The organism is Nitratireductor soli (genome assembly GCF_001050155.1).
In the GTDB taxonomy this organism is placed as follows: domain Bacteria; phylum Pseudomonadota; class Alphaproteobacteria; order Rhizobiales; family Rhizobiaceae; genus Nitratireductor; species Nitratireductor soli.
The window spans coordinates 299656-316397 of the sequence record NZ_LFVY01000005.1; the positions used below are offsets into that span (position 1 = coordinate 299656).

16 protein-coding genes are annotated in these 16742 nt (G+C 63.8%); 10 read left to right on the forward strand and 6 right to left on the reverse strand.

From position 1 onward, the window contains the following. Positions 1-10 precede the first annotated feature (10 nt). Positions 11-1546: a tripartite tricarboxylate transporter permease gene (locus AB843_RS08545; RefSeq protein WP_048646364.1), complete on the forward strand. Its 1536-nt coding sequence runs from the start codon at positions 11-13 to the stop codon at positions 1544-1546. A 7-nt stretch (positions 1547-1553) separates the two neighbouring features. On the opposite strand, the gene AB843_RS08550 is transcribed toward AB843_RS08545, so the two are convergent. The 3 genes from AB843_RS08550 to AB843_RS08560 are packed head-to-tail and all read right to left on the reverse strand — an operon-like array spanning position 1554 to position 6016. Further along, complete coding sequence (locus tag AB843_RS08550) at positions 1554-2441, reverse strand: DMT family transporter (RefSeq protein WP_048646365.1); 888 nt, start codon at positions 2439-2441, stop codon at positions 1554-1556. After that, positions 2438-4801: a PIG-L family deacetylase gene (locus AB843_RS08555; protein ID WP_048646366.1), complete on the reverse strand. Its 2364-nt coding sequence runs from the start codon at positions 4799-4801 to the stop codon at positions 2438-2440. The genes AB843_RS08550 and AB843_RS08555 overlap by 4 nt, the downstream gene beginning before the upstream one ends. Positions 4802-4819: 18 nt before the next feature. Further along, positions 4820-6016 (reverse strand): ROK family transcriptional regulator, encoded by a 1197-nt coding sequence (locus tag AB843_RS08560; protein WP_048646367.1) that lies wholly within the window; start codon positions 6014-6016, stop codon positions 4820-4822. 177 nt (positions 6017-6193) lie between these two features. Here AB843_RS08560 and AB843_RS08565 point away from each other — a divergent pair, with 177 nt between their 5' ends. The 7 genes from AB843_RS08565 (at position 6194) to AB843_RS08595 (ending at position 13508) form a co-directional block, all read left to right on the forward strand. Beyond that, on the forward strand, positions 6194-7459 hold the full coding sequence (locus AB843_RS08565) for a sugar ABC transporter substrate-binding protein (protein WP_206412822.1): 1266 nt from the start codon (positions 6194-6196) through the stop codon (positions 7457-7459). Positions 7460-7512: 53 nt separating this feature from the next. After that, positions 7513-8406 (forward strand): carbohydrate ABC transporter permease, encoded by an 894-nt coding sequence (locus tag AB843_RS08570; RefSeq protein ID WP_048646368.1) that lies wholly within the window; start codon positions 7513-7515, stop codon positions 8404-8406. A 79-nt stretch (positions 8407-8485) separates the two neighbouring features. Continuing rightward, positions 8486-9289: a carbohydrate ABC transporter permease gene (locus AB843_RS08575; protein ID WP_206412833.1), complete on the forward strand. Its 804-nt coding sequence runs from the start codon at positions 8486-8488 to the stop codon at positions 9287-9289. Positions 9290-9298: 9 nt separating this feature from the next. Next, positions 9299-10786, forward strand: coding sequence for an argininosuccinate lyase (gene argH / locus AB843_RS08580; protein WP_048646370.1), 1488 nt, complete (start codon positions 9299-9301; stop codon positions 10784-10786). A gap of 4 nt (positions 10787-10790) precedes the next feature. Continuing rightward, positions 10791-11849: an ABC transporter ATP-binding protein gene (locus AB843_RS08585; RefSeq protein ID WP_048646371.1), complete on the forward strand. Its 1059-nt coding sequence runs from the start codon at positions 10791-10793 to the stop codon at positions 11847-11849. Next, positions 11846-12745 carry a carbohydrate kinase family protein gene (locus AB843_RS08590; RefSeq protein ID WP_048646372.1) on the forward strand — a complete coding sequence of 300 codons (900 nt, stop codon included), beginning with the start codon at positions 11846-11848 and terminating at the stop codon, positions 12743-12745. The genes AB843_RS08585 and AB843_RS08590 overlap by 4 nt, the downstream gene beginning before the upstream one ends. 337 nt (positions 12746-13082) lie before the next feature. After that, entirely contained in the window at positions 13083-13508 is a 426-nt protein-coding gene (locus tag AB843_RS08595) for a hypothetical protein (RefSeq protein ID WP_048646373.1), read from the forward strand. A 36-nt stretch (positions 13509-13544) separates the two neighbouring features. On the opposite strand, the gene AB843_RS08600 is transcribed toward AB843_RS08595, so the two are convergent. The 3 genes from AB843_RS08600 to AB843_RS08605 all read right to left on the reverse strand — a co-directional run bounded on the left by AB843_RS08600 (position 13545) and on the right by AB843_RS08605 (position 15362). After that, a complete protein-coding gene (locus AB843_RS08600) occupies positions 13545-13895 on the reverse strand; it encodes a helix-turn-helix domain-containing protein (protein ID WP_082143718.1) in 351 nt (116 codons plus the stop codon). Continuing rightward, a complete protein-coding gene (locus tag AB843_RS24910; protein WP_082143719.1) occupies positions 13876-14265 on the reverse strand; it encodes a type II toxin-antitoxin system RelE/ParE family toxin in 390 nt (129 codons plus the stop codon). The genes AB843_RS08600 and AB843_RS24910 overlap by 20 nt, the downstream gene beginning before the upstream one ends. Positions 14266-14399: 134 nt before the next feature. Continuing rightward, the gene (locus tag AB843_RS08605; protein ID WP_048646374.1) at positions 14400-15362 is read right to left on the reverse strand and encodes an IS1595 family transposase; all 963 of its coding nucleotides are present in this window, start codon (positions 15360-15362) and stop codon (positions 14400-14402) included. A gap of 105 nt (positions 15363-15467) precedes the next feature. Here AB843_RS08605 and AB843_RS08610 point away from each other — a divergent pair, with 105 nt between their 5' ends. Together AB843_RS08610 and AB843_RS08620 are read left to right on the forward strand one after the other, a co-directional pair. After that, positions 15468-15692, forward strand: coding sequence for a DUF6471 domain-containing protein (locus tag AB843_RS08610; protein ID WP_048646375.1), 225 nt, complete (start codon positions 15468-15470; stop codon positions 15690-15692). A 254-nt stretch (positions 15693-15946) separates the two neighbouring features. After that, entirely contained in the window at positions 15947-16621 is a 675-nt protein-coding gene (locus tag AB843_RS08620; RefSeq protein WP_048646377.1) for a hypothetical protein, read from the forward strand. Positions 16622-16742 lie beyond the last annotated feature (121 nt).

A 16742-nucleotide genomic window follows, 5' to 3' on the forward strand; every position in this document is an offset into this window, starting at 1 on the left:
GAGGCAGATCATGGACACACTCGCTTCACTGGCTGACGGTTTCGCCGTCGCGCTCACCTGGCAGAACCTGTTCCTAGCGCTGATCGGCTGCTTCCTCGGCACCATCATCGGCGCCCTGCCCGGCCTCGGTCCCTCCAACGGCGTGGCAATCCTCATCCCGCTCGCCTTCACGCTCGGCCTGCCGGCGACGCCGGCGCTGATCCTTCTGACCAGCGTCTATTACGGCGCCATGTATGGCGGGCGCATCTCGTCGATCCTGCTCAACATTCCAGGCGACGAACCGGCGCTGATGACGACGCTCGACGGCTATCCCATGGCGCGCGCCGGCAAGGCCGGCGAGGCGCTGGCCATTTCCGGCCTCGCCTCCTTCGTCGGCGCCTTCTTCGCCACCTGGGGCCTGGTCTTCCTTGCCCCGCAGCTCGTCAAGGTGGCGCTGCTGTTCGGCCCGGCCGAATATTTCGCCCTGTTCGTGCTGGCATTCGCCACGCTCGGCGGCATCGCCAGCCGCAACCAGGCCAAGGCCGCCCTCGCCGCCGCGCTGGGGCTGGGCATCGCCACCATCGGCGTCGACGGGCAGACCGGCGTGCCGCGCTTCTCCTTCGGCGAGGTGCATCTGTATGACGGCATCGACTTCCTGGTCGCCATTGTCGGCCTGTTCGCCCTGTCGGAGGTGTTCATCTTCCTCGAACACCGCGCCGGCGGGGCCGCCGACGACAAGGCGGTGAAGATCGGCCGCATCGTTCCGCCCTGGAAGACGGTGCGCCAGACGCTGCCGGCCATGGGCCGCTCGACGATCCTCGGCTTCATCGCCGGCGTGCTGCCCGGTGCCGGCGCCTCGCTCGGCTCGTTCATCTCCTACACGTTCGAAAAGCGCCTCTCCGACCGCAACGGCACGTTCGGCAAGGGCGACCCGCGCGGCGTGGCGGCACCCGAGGCCGGCAACAATGCGGCGGCCGGCGGCGCGCTCGTGCCGATGCTGGCGCTCGGCGTGCCGGGTTCGGGCACCACCGCCGTGCTGCTCGCCATGCTGCTGGCGCTCAACATCACGCCGGGTCCCCTGCTGTTCCAGCAGAATCCCGACGTGGTCTGGGGCCTGATCGCCGCGCTGTTCATCGGCAATCTGATGCTCCTGGTCATGAACCTGCCCATGGTGTCGCTGTTCGTGCGCGTGCTGCTGGTCCCGACGCGCTATCTGATGCCGGCCGTGGCGATGATCTCCTTCGTCGGCATCTACGGCATCTCCGGCTCGACCTTCGACCTGATGGTGATGATCGCCTTCGGCGTGATCGGCTGGGTCCTGCGCAAGCTCGACGTGCCGCTGGTGCCGATCATCCTCGGCGTGCTCCTCGGCGACCAGATGGAGAAGAATCTGCGCCGCGCCATGACCATCCATGATGGCGACTGGACGATGCTGTTCAATTCATGGCTGTCGATCGGCCTGTGGACCTTCGCCATCCTCGGCTTCGTCCTGCCGCTCATCGTCGGCCGTTACTTCCGGCCGAAGATCGCCGACGAGCCGATCGCCGAAGGCGCCGATCCGGACTGAAAGCCGATCAGCTTCCCGAGGCGGCGTGGTTTCGCACCCGCGCCGTCCGATAAGTCAGAAAACCCGTCGCGGCGACGATGATCGCCGCGCCGATGACGGTGTTCAGGCTCGGCACCTCGGAAAAGAAGACATAGCCGACCAGGCCCGACAGGATCAGGCTCGCATAGCCGAGCGGCCCGAGAAAGCCCGCATCGCCCAGCCAGTGGGCGCGCAGGAAGCAGAACTGCGCCGCCTGCGAAAAGACGCCGACCGCCAGCAGGAACGGCCAGTGCCCGGCCGCCACCTCCTGCCAGCCCGACAGGGCCGGCCAGGCGGTGATGAGCGCCAGCCCGCCCGTGTAGAACAGCATCATCACCACCGGCGGCGTGCCCTTCAATTGCCGCGTGACGATGATCGCCCCGGTGCCCGCCAGCACGGCGGCGAGTGCTGCCAGAAGCGCCGGTGTCCACGGCACGTTGCCCGGACTGGCGGCGATGAAGGCGCCGACCAGCCCGAGGCCGGCCGCCAGCCAGCGCGAACCCGACACTGCCTCGCGCAGGATCAGCGCCGACAGCGCCACCAGCACCACGGGCCGGGTAAAATTCATCGTCATGTAGAAGGCCAGCGGCAGATGCGCCACGGCGTAGAAGCCGCCGGTCAGCGCGACGGCCGACAGCGCGACGCGGAAGAGATGCAGCCCAACACGGTCGATGCGGGCCAGCACGTGGCGCTGGCGCGCCAGCCACGGCAGGATCAGCACGAACCCGGTCAGCGCGCGCAGGAAGACCATCTGCCACGCCGGGTATCCCGCGCCCAGCGCCTTGACGATGGATATGGCCCAGATGTTGAGGCCCATATCCGCCATCAGCCACAGGCCGGCGCGGATGTTGTCCCTGGCCGAGGCCCCCTGGCTCACGGTTTCGCCAGGAGATTGGCCATCAGCCGGAAGCCGCCCGGCACAAGCTTCTCCATCTGGTGATGCAGGATCAGCGCCACATGGCTGTGCCGCCCCTTGCCGATCGCGGCCGACAGCAAGGCTCCCTCATGCGGCGCCTCGTCCGGATCGGCCATGGACAGCAGCGGCGCGTAGGCCGCGTCCCAGCTCTTGGCGAAGTAAAGCCCGCGCTCCTTGTGCCAGTCCTTCCAGTCGTCGCCGGTGATGCGGTTGGGCGTATTGAGCAGCGGATGGTCCGGCACAAGATGCGTCACCTTTGCATTCTCGTCGGTCACGCGCCAGCGCAGCGACGGCTTGCCGATCTCCAGCCGGCGCGGCGGCACGGTTTCAGGCTCCCAGGCGTCCCAGGGCCGGTGGTACAGCGTCACCAGATTGCCGCCCGCCTCCACCCAGTCGCGCACGAGCGGCATCGCCGCCTTCAGCGCCGGGCGCGTGCGCATGGCGAAAATGCCGACCAGCAGCGTGTCGAAACCTTGCAGGCCTTCCGCCGTCAACGCACCGTCGGCCACATCGGTCACGTCGAGGCCGAGCGCCTTCAGCCAATGGCCGACCCGGTCGTTGCCGCCGCCCACATAGCCGATGCGGGCCTCGGGCAGCGCCACGTCGAGCACGCGCACGGCAAGCTCGGCCGGGAAGGCACGCGCCCTGGCGCCGATATGCGGGTAGGCGATGCGATGCACGGTCATGGCCGGCGCGCCGTCGAGCCGGAGCGGCAGCCGGTAGAGGCCGGGCGCCACGTCCCGCGCCACCGTCACGCGCAGACCGGTCGCCGTCGCCGTGGCGCGCCAGCCATCCGGCAGATCGAGCGATGGGTTTGCCGCGGCCGGAAACGCATCCGTCAGGACAAGATCGATGGCGCGTCCCGCTGCGGCGGTGTTGATCAACGCCCGGTCCGGCGCCAGCGTCGCCGAGCGCGCCGGCAGGACCACCGGCGCCGTTTCCAGCGGCAGCAGCGTTTCGGCCGAAACGCCGTCGACCGTCACGCCGACGCGCATGGCCGGCAGGCGCGCCATGCCCGGGCGATAATGCGCCGGATAGGGATCGGTCGGCGCGGCGTCGTCCGCCACCTGAATCCTGCCGTCGGCGAAATGCCAGCCGCCGGGCAGCACCGGCGCGGCTTCGGCCACCGCGCCCGCCGTCTCGACCGTCAGCGCGGCATCCTCGCCGGGCCGCAACGCGTCGCGGTCGAGGGCCGCGCGCAGCTCGACGCCGCTGGCGATGCGCATCACATGCGACAGCTGCGTCTCCTTGGCGGCAAGCCGGTGCTGCACCTCGCCCTTCGCCCGCTGCGGGCAGGCATCGCGCGCCGCGCGCACGGCCTTCAGCGCGGCGGCGGCCTGGCGCGCCACTCCTGCCGCATCGGGAAAGGCCGCCCGCGCCGCATCGCATGCGCTCTGGGCTGCGGCCAGATGCGCTTCGATCTCGGGCGCGCCGGCGAAATCCGCCAGGTCGGCAAGCCGCGCCGGCAAGCCGTCGGTCAGATGATTGTCGGGACGACCCTGCCCGGCGACCTCGGAGCGCACCAGATGCAGCGGCCAGTCCTTCCGTGTCCCATGCGGCACCCAGCGTCCCATGCCCTGCGTGCGGTGAAAGGCGCGCGACTGTTCGCCGATCTGCGCCCAGCTCCAGCCCGTCACCTCGTCCTCGCCGCTCGCCTCCACCGTCAGCGTCGCGTTGGGTGGCGGCAGGTCGTCGTCATAGGCGTCGCCCGCACCCGACCAGGCCGGCAGATAGAGTTTTTTCACCCGCCAGACCGGCAGGTCGACATCGGGGAATTTCGCGTCGGCGGCCGCGTCGAGCACGTCATGCGCCATTTCGGTCATGGCGCGGTGATGGCCGTGCTGGCCGGGAATGTTCAGGAAGGTCGGGCAGATGATGTCGGGCCGCTCGGTGCGGATGATCTCGACGAACCGCTTCAGCGTCCGCCTGCTCCCCCATTTGCCGAGCGTTTCGATCCCGCTCTTGGAAAAGCCGAAATCGAAGATCGCATCGTCGGGCGTTTCCGACAGCCAGTAGAGGTTGAGGTTGAGCACATCGGCCGCCCGCTCCATCTCGGCGGTGCGCACGACGCCCAGATCATGCGTCACCTCCGTGCCGATGTCGTTCTGCCCGCCCTCGCCGCGTGTCGAGCAGGCATAGGACAATGAAAGCCCGTCGCGAAAGGCGAGCGCAGCCAGCATCTCGGAGGTCTCGTCATCGGGATGAGCGCCCGTGTTCATGAAGGAGACGCAGGATTTGAGCGGCGCCAGCGCACGCCACAGACGCACGATGCGCGGATTGCGCGCTTGCGCGGCAATGCGTTCCTGATCGGAAACGGGCATTTCAAACCTCCCAGTGTATCAAGTTCTCTCGGCGATGCGCGGGGTGACGGCGTCGTGAATGACCAGCGCCGCGCCGCCCAGCGCCGCGGTCAACCGGCCGCAGGCGCCACGCAAGACGCGCGGCGTGTCGCGCCCCGGCCGCACGGCGACGGAGCCGCCGGGCAGGCTGAGCGCGGAAATCAGGTGATCGAGAACGGCGTCGGGCATCGCCCCGCCGAGGATCACCGTCTCGGGATCGAACAGGTTCTCGATCATGCCGATGGCCTGCGACAGCGGCCCCGCCGCCTCGTCCAGCCAGGCCATCAGGTGCGGGTCGCCGGCCTCGTAGAGCTGCTCTATGTCGCTGGCGCTGTTGACGGCGATCCCTGCCAGGGCGAGTTGCGCCCGCGCGGCGATGCGGCTGGCATAGGTTTCGAGACATCCCTTGTTGCCGCAGGCGCACGGGCGTCCGCCGGGCGTCATCACCACATGGCCGATTTCGCCGGCATTGCCGAAGGCGCCGCGCTGCACCTCGCCATCGGCCATCACGCCCAGGCCAAGGCCGGCACCGAAATAGACAAAGCAGAAGGTGCGCAGGCCGGAGGCGACGCCGCGCACGCGCTCGGCGACCGCCGCCGCCGTGGCGTCGTTCTCGACGATCACCGCCATGCCGAGCGCTTCCTCGAACAGGGCGACCGAATCGACCCCCTCCCAGCCCTGCAGGACAGACTGGCCGGCACCGGAAATGCCGACATTGCCGAAGGGACCCGGCATCACCACGCCGGCGCCGAGAAGCTGCTGGCCCGAAATGTGGCCCGATACGGCGCCGGCGCTGATGGCGCGCGCCACATGCGCCACGGTGGCCGGCGAATTGTCGCTCAGCGCGACGCGCGTCGTGAACAGCGTCTCGCCTTCCAGATTGACCAAGGCGCCGAACATGGCATCGGGGCGCACTTCGATGCCGAGCGCGGCCGCCCCATCGCCGTTCAACCGGTATTGCAGCGCCGGCAGGCCGCGCCCGGCCACCTGCCGTCCCGCTTCGACCAGAAAACCATCCTCGGCCAGTTCGGCAATGATGTTGCTGACCGCCTGCGTCGACAGGCCGGAAATGCGCGCAAGCTCGGCACGGCCGACCGGCTGCTGCTCGCGCACATGGCCAAGCACCACCTGCCGATTGTGCAGGCGCGTGCGTTCGGCGTTCGACCCGACGATGCGGCGTGGCGTTGTGAACTTCATGATCTGCCTATTAATTCAACTAACTTGAATATTCAACTTGATTGAGTTAAACGTCGAAAATTCTGTCGGATGCCCAAAGCAAGAAACCGGACAGAGGGTGAATGTTGCCGCAAGCGGGTCGATAGAGGTGCGCCGGACGCGCGCCCACGCGTTGCGGTTTATCAGGGAGCGAATGCAATGAAATTGATGAACAGTTTTCGCACGTTCATGCTCGGCGCGGCGACCGCTGCGCTGACGGCCGCCTCCGCGACGACCGCCTCGGCCGTCGAGATCGAGTACTGGCAGTATTTCTTCGAGGCGCGCATCACCGCCATGGAGAAGCTGATCGAGAATTTCGAGACCGCCAATCCCGACATCACGGTCAAGATGACCCACTTCCCCTACGACGCCTACCGCACCAAGGTGGCCGCCGCCATTCCCGCTGGTCAGGGGCCGGACGTGGTGCAATTGTTCTATGGCTGGCTGAACGACTATGTCGAGGCGAAGCTGATCCAGCCGCTGCCGGCCGACGCCTTCCCGCCGGCGAAGATCGAGGAAGACTTCTTCCCGATGGTCAAGGCCATGCGCATGGGCGACAATTACTGGGCCCTGCCGACCGCCGTGCGCTCGCTGGCGCTGTTCTACAATCAGCGCATGTTCGACGATGCCGGCATCGATCACCCGCCGGCAAACCTCGACGAACTGGTCGAGATGGCGCAGAAACTCACCCAGAAGGACGGCGCCGGAAACCTGACCGCCGTCGGCCTGACCACCGGCATGACCGCGCAGGACCATCACTGGATCCGCGAAGTGCTGATCCGCCAATATGGCGGCGAGCCCTATCTGGACGACTACAAGACCGTCAACTACAACAACGAAGCGGGCCTCAAGGCGTTCAACTTCTACAACGATTTGCAGGCCAAGCACGGCGTCACCAAGGCCTCGTTCATGGATGAGCCGCAGGCCGCCTTCAAGGCCGGACGCGCCGGCATGCACATCGACGGCTCGTTCCGCATCGGCGCGCTGGAAAGCGTGCGCGGGCTGAAATGGGGCGTCGCCGAACTGCCGGCCGGCCCGGACGGCACCAAGTCCAACTACGCCTCCTATTGGGTCAACGCCATCACCTCGAAGGCCGAAGGCGAGAAACTCGCCGCCGCCGTCAAGTTCATGGAATACCTGACCACGGACGAGGCGATGCAGATCTGGCTGGAAACGGTCGGAGAACTGCCGGCCAAGCCGTCGGCGGCAATGACCGAGAAGAACATCAACGATCCCGTCTACGGACCCTTCATCAAGGGGCTGGAATACGCCAGGACGACCGTCTTCGCCGATGAGAGCGGCCAGCGCCAGGCGATGGTCGACATGATGCAGCGCGTCGAACTGCAGGGGCAGGCGATGGATGAAAGCGTCGCCGAGGCCGCCACGGCGGAACAGAAGATCCTCGACGGATACTACAAGAAGTAAGCGGCGGGGCGTCCGGGTTCGCCCGGACGCCCAACCACATGCAGGACGGGGCAATGCGCTTCTATCAAAATCTCACCATCTCGCAGAAGCAGATCGCCTGGGCCTGGACCTTCCTCGCCCTGCCGGTCCTTTTCTATGTCGTCATCCGCTTTTATCCGACGGCAAACGCCTTCGTCCTGTCGTTCCAGGAGTGGAACCTGCTTGGCGCGCGCTCTTTCACCGGCTTCGACAATTACGTCCGCCTCTACAACGATCCGGTGTTCTGGAAAGTGTTCCGCAACACCTTCCTCTATCTGATCCTCGGCACGCCGGTCAGCCTCGTCCTGTCCTTCATCATCGCCTACCACCTGGACAAGGTGCGCTTCATGCACGGCACGATCCGGGCCTTGTATTTCATCCCCTTCATGACCAGCGCGGTGGCCATGGCCTGGGTCTGGCGCTGGTTCTACCAGCCGGTGCCGATCGGCGTGTTCAACAATTTCCTGGCGACGCTCGGCTTTGGCCAGATCGAGTTCCTGAGCTCGACCACCAACGCCCTGCCCTCGGTGCTGGCGCCGGCCATCTGGGCCGGCCTCGGCTTCCAGGTGATCATCTTCATGGCCGGCCTGCGCGCCATTCCGCAAAGCTATTACGAGGCGGCGCGCATCGACGGCGTGTCGAGCTGGACGGTGCTGAGCGAGATCACGATCCCGCTCTTGAAGCCGACCGTCGTCTTCCTCGTCGTGTTCTCGTCGATCGGCTTCCTGCGGATCTTCGACCAGGTCTACAACATGACCACCAACAATCCCGGCGGCCCGCTGAATTCCACCAAGCCGCTGGTGCTGTTGATCTACGACACGGCCTTCAACGGCTTCAACATGGGCTATGCCGCGGCGCAGACCGTGGTGCTGTTCACCATCCTTTTGATCGTCAGCCTGATCCAGCTGCGTCTGTTGAGGGATCGCTGACATGAGCGTTCAAGACATAAGCGTCAAGCCGTCCACCGACGCGCTGTTTTCCGGCTCCTCGCGCACCTCGCGGCGCAATATGGGCCAGTTCATCCGCTGGGCGCTGCTTTTCGGTGGCGGCATCCTGATGATCATGCCGATCGTCTTCATGCTGTCGACGTCGCTCAAATTCCCCTTCGAGGTCTACAATCTCAACCTCATCCCCGAAGAGCCGACCATCGAGAACTACACCTATGTGCTCGAGGACGGCCGCTTCTATCACTGGTTCTGGAATTCGCTGATCATCGCCATCCTGACCACCGTCTCGGCCGTCTTCTTCGACGCGCTGGTCGGCTACGCGCTGTGCAAGTTCAAGTTTCCCGGCCGCTACATCGTCTTCATCGCCATCCTGTCGACCCTGATGATCCCGACCGAGATGCTGGTCATCCCGTGGTATCTGATGAGCAAGAGTTTTGGCTGGCTCGACAGCTATTGGGGCATCATGTTCCCCGGCATGATGACCGCCTTCGGCACCTTCCTGATGAAGCAGTTCTTCGAGACCGTGCCCGACGATTTCCTCGAGGCAGCGCGCATCGACGGGCTGAACGAGTTCCAGATCTGGTGGCAGGTGGCGATGCCGCTCGTGCGCCCGGCGCTGGCAGCCCTCGCCATCTTCGTCTTCCTCGGCAATTGGACCGCCTTCATCTGGCCGCTCATCGTCACCAATTCGGCCGACATGTACACGCTGCCCGTCGGCCTCTCCAGCTTCGGCGACGAGGTGGATGTCGCCTGGGAGCTGATCATGACGGGCGCGGCCATCTCCACCCTGCCGACGCTGGTGGTCTTCCTGGTCTTCCAGCGCTTCATCATCCGCGGCGTCGTCATGGCCGGCCTGAAGGGGTGACGTGAAAGAATGACAATGAACGACACATTCCCCCATCCCGTCTACAAGGACACGGTGCTGGCGCCGCTGTTCGAGGGCGTCAAGGCCCACTACGTCTCCGCCTTCCGCGCCATCAACCGCGCCCATCTCGTCATGCTGGCGGAAACCGGCATCCTCAAGCCCGAGGACAGCCGCCTGATCGCCGCCGCGCTGGCCGACATCGACAAGACCGTCGACGTTTCCGCGCTGACCTACACCGGAGACGTGGAAGACTATTTCTTCCTGGTCGAGGCCGAGCTGAAAAAGCGCCTCGGGCCGGACCTCGGCGGCATGCTGCACACGGCCCGCTCGCGCAACGACATGGACCACACGGTCTTCAAGCTCACCCTGAAGCGCCACGCCGACACGCTGATCGGCAAGGCCCAGGCGCTCGCCGATGCCCTGATCGCCAAGGCGCAAGCCGAGCGCGACACGCTGATCGTCGCCTACACGCACGGCCAGCCGGCGCAGCCCTCCACCTTCGGCCATTATCTGGCGGCGGCCGTCGAGGTGCTGTTGCGCGACATCGAGCGCCTGCAGGCGGCGCGCGCCAACATCGACCACTGTCCGATGGGCGCCGCCGCCATCACCACCAGCGGCTTCCCGATCGACCGGCAGCGCATGGCAGAGTTGCTCGGCTTTGCCGGCCCCTTGCGCAATTCCTACGGCTGCATCGCCTCGGTCGATTACGTCACCGGCTTCTACACGGCGATCAAGCTCACCTTCCTGCATCTCGGCCGCCTCATCCAGGACATGCAGTTCTGGTCCGCCTTCGAGATCGGCCAATTGCACGTGCCGGGCAGCCTGGTGCAGATCTCCTCGATCATGCCGCAGAAGCGCAACCCGGTGCCGATCGAGCATCTGCGCCACCTCGCCTCGATGACCTCAGGCCGCGCCGACGCCATCGTCAACACCATGCACAACACGCCCTTCACCGACATGAACGACAGCGAGGGCGAGGTGCAGGTGGCCGGCTACGCCGCCTTCGCCAGCGGCGGCCGCGTGCTCGACCTGCTTGCCGCCCTCGTCAGCGCCGTCTCCATCGACGATGCGCGCGTGGCGAAGAACATCGATGCCGCCTGCATCACCGTCACCGAGCTCGCCGACACGCTGGTGCGCCGCGAAAACCTGTCCTTCCGCCAGGCGCATGAAATCGCCGCGGCCACCGCGCGCTCGGTCATCGCTGCGCACAGGCCACTCGGCGAAGGCTACGCGGCCTTCGCTGCGGCCTTCCGCGATCTCGCCGGCCGCGACAGCGCGCTTGGCGAACCCGCCTATGCCGAAGCCGTCAGCGCCCGCCATTTCGTCGCGGTGCGCGAGCGTTTCGGTGGCCCCGGCCCGCACGCGATGGACGAGGCGCTCGCCGCGTACCGCGCAGCGCTTGCCGCCCTTTCAGAACAACAGGCCGCCGGCATCGCCCGCGCCGCCGGTGCCGAGGCCGCGCTCGAGGCCGCCTTCGACGCCCTTCTCCAGGAGTAGACCCTTGGCCACCTTGTCCATCCGCAATCTCGTCAAATCCTACGGCAAGGTCGAGGTGCTGCACGGCATCAGCCTCGATGTGGCGGATGGCGAATTCGTCGTCTTCGTCGGCCCGTCCGGCTGCGGCAAATCCACCACGCTGCGCATGATCGCCGGGCTGGAGGACATCACCGGCGGCGAGATCCACATCGGCGAACGCCTGGTCAACAATCTGGAGCCGAAGGACCGCGACATCGCCATGGTGTTCCAGAACTACGCCATCTACCCGCACATGTCGGTGCGCAAGAACATCGGCTTCGGGCTTCGAACCTCGAAACTGCCGAAGGCCGGCAAGGACAAGCGCATCGACGAGGTGGCGGCCATCCTCGGCATGAGCGATCTGCTGGAGCGCCGTCCCAACCAGCTTTCCGGCGGCCAGCGCCAGCGCGTCGCCATCGGCCGCGCCATGGTGCGCGATCCCGCCGTCTTCCTGTTCGACGAACCCTTGTCGAACCTCGACGCGCAATTGCGCACGCAGATGCGGCTGGAGATCAAGAAACTGCACCAGCGCGTCGGCAACACCATCGTCTTCGTCACCCACGACCAGGTCGAGGCGATGACCATGGCCGACCGCATCGTCATCATGAAGGATGGCCATATCCAGCAGGTCGGCACGCCGCTCGAGGTCTATCACAAGCCGGCGAACATTTTTGTCGCCCAGTTCATCGGCGCGCCGTCGATGAACATGCTGCCCGGCACCTGGACCGGCGGCGGCGTCAGGCTGGCCGATGGGCTCACCGTGCCCCTGCCGGCACGCACCGCCGCCGAGGGCGCGAATGTGGTGCTCGGCCTGCGCCCAGACGATCTGGTGGTGACGAACAAGAAGGGTTTCCTGTCGGGCCAGGTCGCTGTGGTCGAGCCGCTCGGCGCCGACACGCTCGTCTATGTCGGCGTCAACGGCCACGAGCTGATCGCCAAGGCCTCTGGCCGCGAGCCGCCGAAAGTCGGCCAGACCGTCGCGCTGACGGCCAACGCCGGCGAAATGCACCTGTTCGACGCGAAGAGCGGGGAGGCATTGCCGTGACGCCAAGCGACCGTTCCGGCCGCGTTCTGAGTGTCGGCAGGCTCTATTGCGATCTGATCTTCACCGGCCTGCCGAAAATGCCGACGCTCGGCGAGGAAGTGTTCGCCGGCGGGCTGTCGATCAAGCCGGGCGGCGGCGCCTTCATCACGGCCGCCTATCTGGCGGCGCTCGGCCGGCCGGTCACGCTTGCCTCGGCGCTGCCATCCGGCCCCTTCGCCGCCGCCTTGAAGAGCGAGCTCGAAGCGAGCGGCGTCGATCTTTCCGCCTCGGAACCCTCGCCCGACGGGGCTGATCCGCAAATCACCGTGGCGATGGCCGCCGGCGCCGAACGCGCCTTTCTCACCCGCCGCTCCGGCCCTGCCGTCCCGGCATCCTTCGCCGCCGTCCTGGCCGATGGCGGCTTTGCCCATCTGCATATCGGCGAGCTGGCGACGCTGGTCGAAGCCCCCTCGCTCGTGCCGCTGGCGCGCTCGGCCGGGCTGACCATCTCGCTCGACTGCTCGTGGGACGATGCGGTTCTGGCGCGCGACGATCTTGCCGCGCTGATCGCCTCCGTCGACGTCTTCCTGCCCAACGAAACAGAGGCCGACCGGCTGGGTATTGCCGAAAGGGCCCCACCGCCGGCGCCGCTGACCGTGGTCAAGCGCGGCGCGCAGGGTTCGGTGGCGCTCAACGCCGAGGGCGCCGTCTTCGTCAAGGCGCGCCCGGTCGAGGTGATCGATTCCACCGGCGCGGGCGATGCCTTCAATGCCGGCTTCGTCGATGCCTGGCTTTCCGGCCAGCCGGTCGAGCGCTGCCTGCGCGCCGGCAACCGCTGCGGCGCCGAGGCCGTCACCCGTATCGGCGGCGCGACGGACCTGCCGGACCTGAGCCAGCTCTTCACGCAAAGCGCCTGAACAGGAAAGAGCACGCTCCAGCATGAGCGCGTGTCCGGCTTGCGGGGACAAGCCGCGTCTTTGCATGGGTCCTGACCCTACAGCGCCGCGCGTCCTTTCAGACGCGCAAAGGACGCTGTAACACTTTGAAATGCTGCATATTTTTTTCCTCAAATCGATTCCGATTCAAGGAATTATGCAGTAGGCCCCGCAAGCCCCGGCGCTTTTCTGGCGCGCGGTTTCTCCCCGCCCTGCCAGGCTGTGCCATCATCCTCCCATCGCTCTCACGCGGCCTTATGTAGCAAAAGCACCAACTAAGCATCTGCTCAAATGGAGCGGGTTCCCATAAAATCCGGGCATGGAACACGACCCTAGAATACACGCATTGCTTCGCCGGCGCTCGGAAATCGCTGGCGAAGTTCTCCACTTGGATAGCCAAGTCGAAAAGCTCCGCGCCGACTTGAAGCATCTGGACGCGGCCTTAAAGGTGATGGGCTATATCAACGAGGATGCTTTGCCGGTGCGCAAATCCTGCACGTCTGGCCTATTCCATCGAAAGGAGCTTGGGCGGCTTGTCGTAGGCCATTTGCGGGACAATCCGGACGGTCTACAGGCGCGTGATATTGCGCTTCTCATATCCCGCGATAAGGGATGGGAGAGCGACGACAACCGCTTTCAGAAGGCGCTTAAGGATAAGGTGAGCCGTGCGCTGTCGAAGTTGAAGGCGAGCGACCGTGCGGACTATGAGAACGCACAATCCGGCTGCATCTGGCGGCTTTTGTAGCGGATGCGAAGGGGAATTTGAGTTGGGAACGGCGGGCTAGCCCACCGCCGCCACAGGGGGATGCACAATAACGCGTCCGCGCTGCTGTTGAGTGCGGTTAAAGTGAATATCGATGTTGTAGCCCAAATCGGTGAGGAAGTTCACCAACCGGTCAACACTAAATCCGGACAATCGACCTCTTGTGATGTTCGATATCTTTGCTTGGTCAGTTCCGAGAATTTTTGCCACGTCCTTTTGTGTAAGGTTGCGTTCTTCAATAAGAGCGCAAATCTCACGAGCGATAGCATTCTTAAGCTCGTCTTTGACATCCAGATTGACGCCAAGGTCGGCATAGATGTTCCCAGAACTCTTGATGATTTGGATCTCGTCAACCCTTCGTTCTGACATTCCTTCGCTCCGGCACTCGTTCTTCTTTTTCACTTCGATAATGCTCTTGTGCGACCTTCAATCGAGAGCGCACCAGGTTCATTTCCTTTTTCGGGGTGGCAATTCCCCTGGTCGACTTCTTCTTAAACGCATGAAGTACATAAACGGTTTCTCCAAAATGCACGGTATAGACCGCTCGAAAGGTGTCCCCGTCACAATCTGAGAAAATCTCAAGCACACCAGCGCCCTTGAATCCTACTAGCGGTACGACATTGATTGCCTTACCTCCAAGTTGCGCCGTTTCAATTGCAAACCCTATTTCCTGTCTGATTTCTTTTGGAAACTCACGAATTTCATCAAGCGATGAGCCTAAAAAGAATGCGTCCTTCACGTTCCCGCCACTCCTGTTCAAACCATGGTTGGGTTAATATTTTCATCGGTCTGTCTCCCTTGGTAAGAGCCTCATAGCTTGAGGCGAAGCATAAATGACAGTACGGTGGAATATGCCACTTCTGGCATACGAGGTCAAGCTGCCCGCTGCCAATACCCCGCCCACACCCGCGAAACAGGATGATTGAGCGCGCCGCCGAGCAGTGCGAATGCATTGCCACCATTTGAACGACGCCGGTGATCTTCCAGCCAAGCGGCATGGTTTGCATACTGGTACAGGTACTGGTGCGAAACGTGGTGGTGCTGACCGCCGACCATGCGACGCAGGCGCGAGAAATTGCTTTCAACCCAATTCGTATGCTTGCCGTTAAAATCACTGTAGGCTTCGCTGTGATTGATGCGGCCCGTTTCAAACTGGATTTCCAGCGCATCCCAATGCGTCGCCTCGTCAGCAAACAGCTTGGCGTTCGCAACCATGCGAGCGCGGGCGATCTCAACACCATCGGCTTCGCTCTGCCGCACGAATGACAGGGTGCGCCCGCCACGCTGGCGAAGGGCGACCACAACGCGGCGGCGGTCTGACTGGTTGACCTTCTTGCGGCGGTCTATGCGGTCTTCCTTGCGGTTCTCCGGGCGGACGTGCCCCCCGAAGTATGCGCCGTCGATCTCAACTTCGCCGTCCAGCATTTCCGTGACCGTCTCGGCAGCAAGCGCCTCGCGAAGCTTGTGCGCCAGAACGAAAGCGGTCTTATACTGCACGTCCAGATCGCGGCTGAACTGGACCGCCGACATGCCCTTAGCGCCGTTCACGAAAAGGCAGATCGCCGCCAGAAGGTCGGTGAAGGAAAGCTTGCGCGAGGCAAACATCGTGCCGCCGGTAACGCTGAATTGAGCATGGCAAGCGGCGCACTTGAACTTGCGACGGGTCGGAATGTCGTAATGGTCGAGGCAACCGCACTTCGGGCAAACCGGCTCGCCATGGGTCTCGCTCCAGCGCAGCTTGCGGAAGGTCTCATAAGCCGTTTCCTCGCCGCCCTTGTAGATAGCTTTCAGGGAGAGAGTGCGGGCTTGTGCCGAAAGGAGAAAATGCTGCGCCATTTGTCATCGTTTCCATTACCTATGTAATGGATACAGTACGTTGACGTACTAAGTACAAGGGCATATGTATCGAAAACGATACTTTTCCCTGCAAAGGCGATACGTATGACTCAAAAAACGGATTATGAAGCGCTGGCGGCAAACCTCCTGAAAGCCGAGTTGAAGCGGAAGGGCGTGACTTATGCGCAACTCGTGGACAAGCTGGCGCAATTAGGAGTTGACGAGAAGGAGGTGAATATCCGTAATAAGCTGTCTCGGGGGAAATTCACGGCGGCTTATCTCCTTCAATGTTTAGAAGCTATTGGATCGCAGCAATTGCGTTTGGACTAATACTGTCACCATCCCTGGCGCAACAAGTCACTCCACCCACGGCCCAAACCGTACCAGAGCCACAACACGGACAGTTCGAAAGCGGACGACAAAGCCAAACACAGTCCGAGCCAGAACGAGATTATCCCGCGAGCCTTCTCCCCGCGATCAAGGGCGTTGAATCCGCTATTCGCGAGTTGGTACCCAAAATAGACCATAGCCAACTCGATAGGGAGGAGGAGCACAACAGTCGCGACTTGCAAGCCCAAGAGGACATGGCTTTCTGGGCGCTGCTCATGACTGTGGCTTCGTTCGCCTCGGTTGTTCTTACCTTCGTGGGTGTGTTCTTCATCTGGCGTACTCTGCTCTACACGAGAGCTGCTGCTGAATCCGCTTCGGATGCGGTCGATGAAGCTAGAAGGGCCACTGGTGCCGCCCGCGATGCTGTGTCCGAAACCACCCGCATAGGCGAGGCTCAAGTCAGAGCCTACGTCACCGTAGGCGAATGCACCATTCGCTTCAATGATGGAAAGATGGTTCCGCGCTTCGCCATCAGGAACACGGGACAATCTCCAGCTAGAGGGGTAATTGTCACCGTAGCACTTGGTGTCGCGGCCGATGTGAATAGGCTCCTTCAAGGAGATATTGTGCGCGTCATGCATGCCCCGGGAGATATCGCTCCGGGCATGGAACCCTACATCTATGACACCGCCTTTACAGAGAATCCTTTCATGGGAGGAATGAGTCCCGCCATTCCTAACGTGAACGCGTCTGTAATGCTGGTCGTCACCGTTTCTTATAAGGACGTGTTCAAAACCGAGATTAGTGAGGCGTTTCACTTCTGGATCTTGTCGACAGGCAAAACAGGCATGGTCTGGCTCCAAGAGCCGGTGAAGCTCATAGCTATCCCTCCCATCTTCCTGGAGCAAAGCGGGAATAGCGCCACATAGCACTGCTGAGATAGCAGCCAAGACTCTAGACAACTTCATTTCCAACCGCCTTCCGATGGCCTTAACAGCTTGGTGCCTTTGCTACATAAGGCCGCTCTCACGGGAACCGGATGCGCACCGG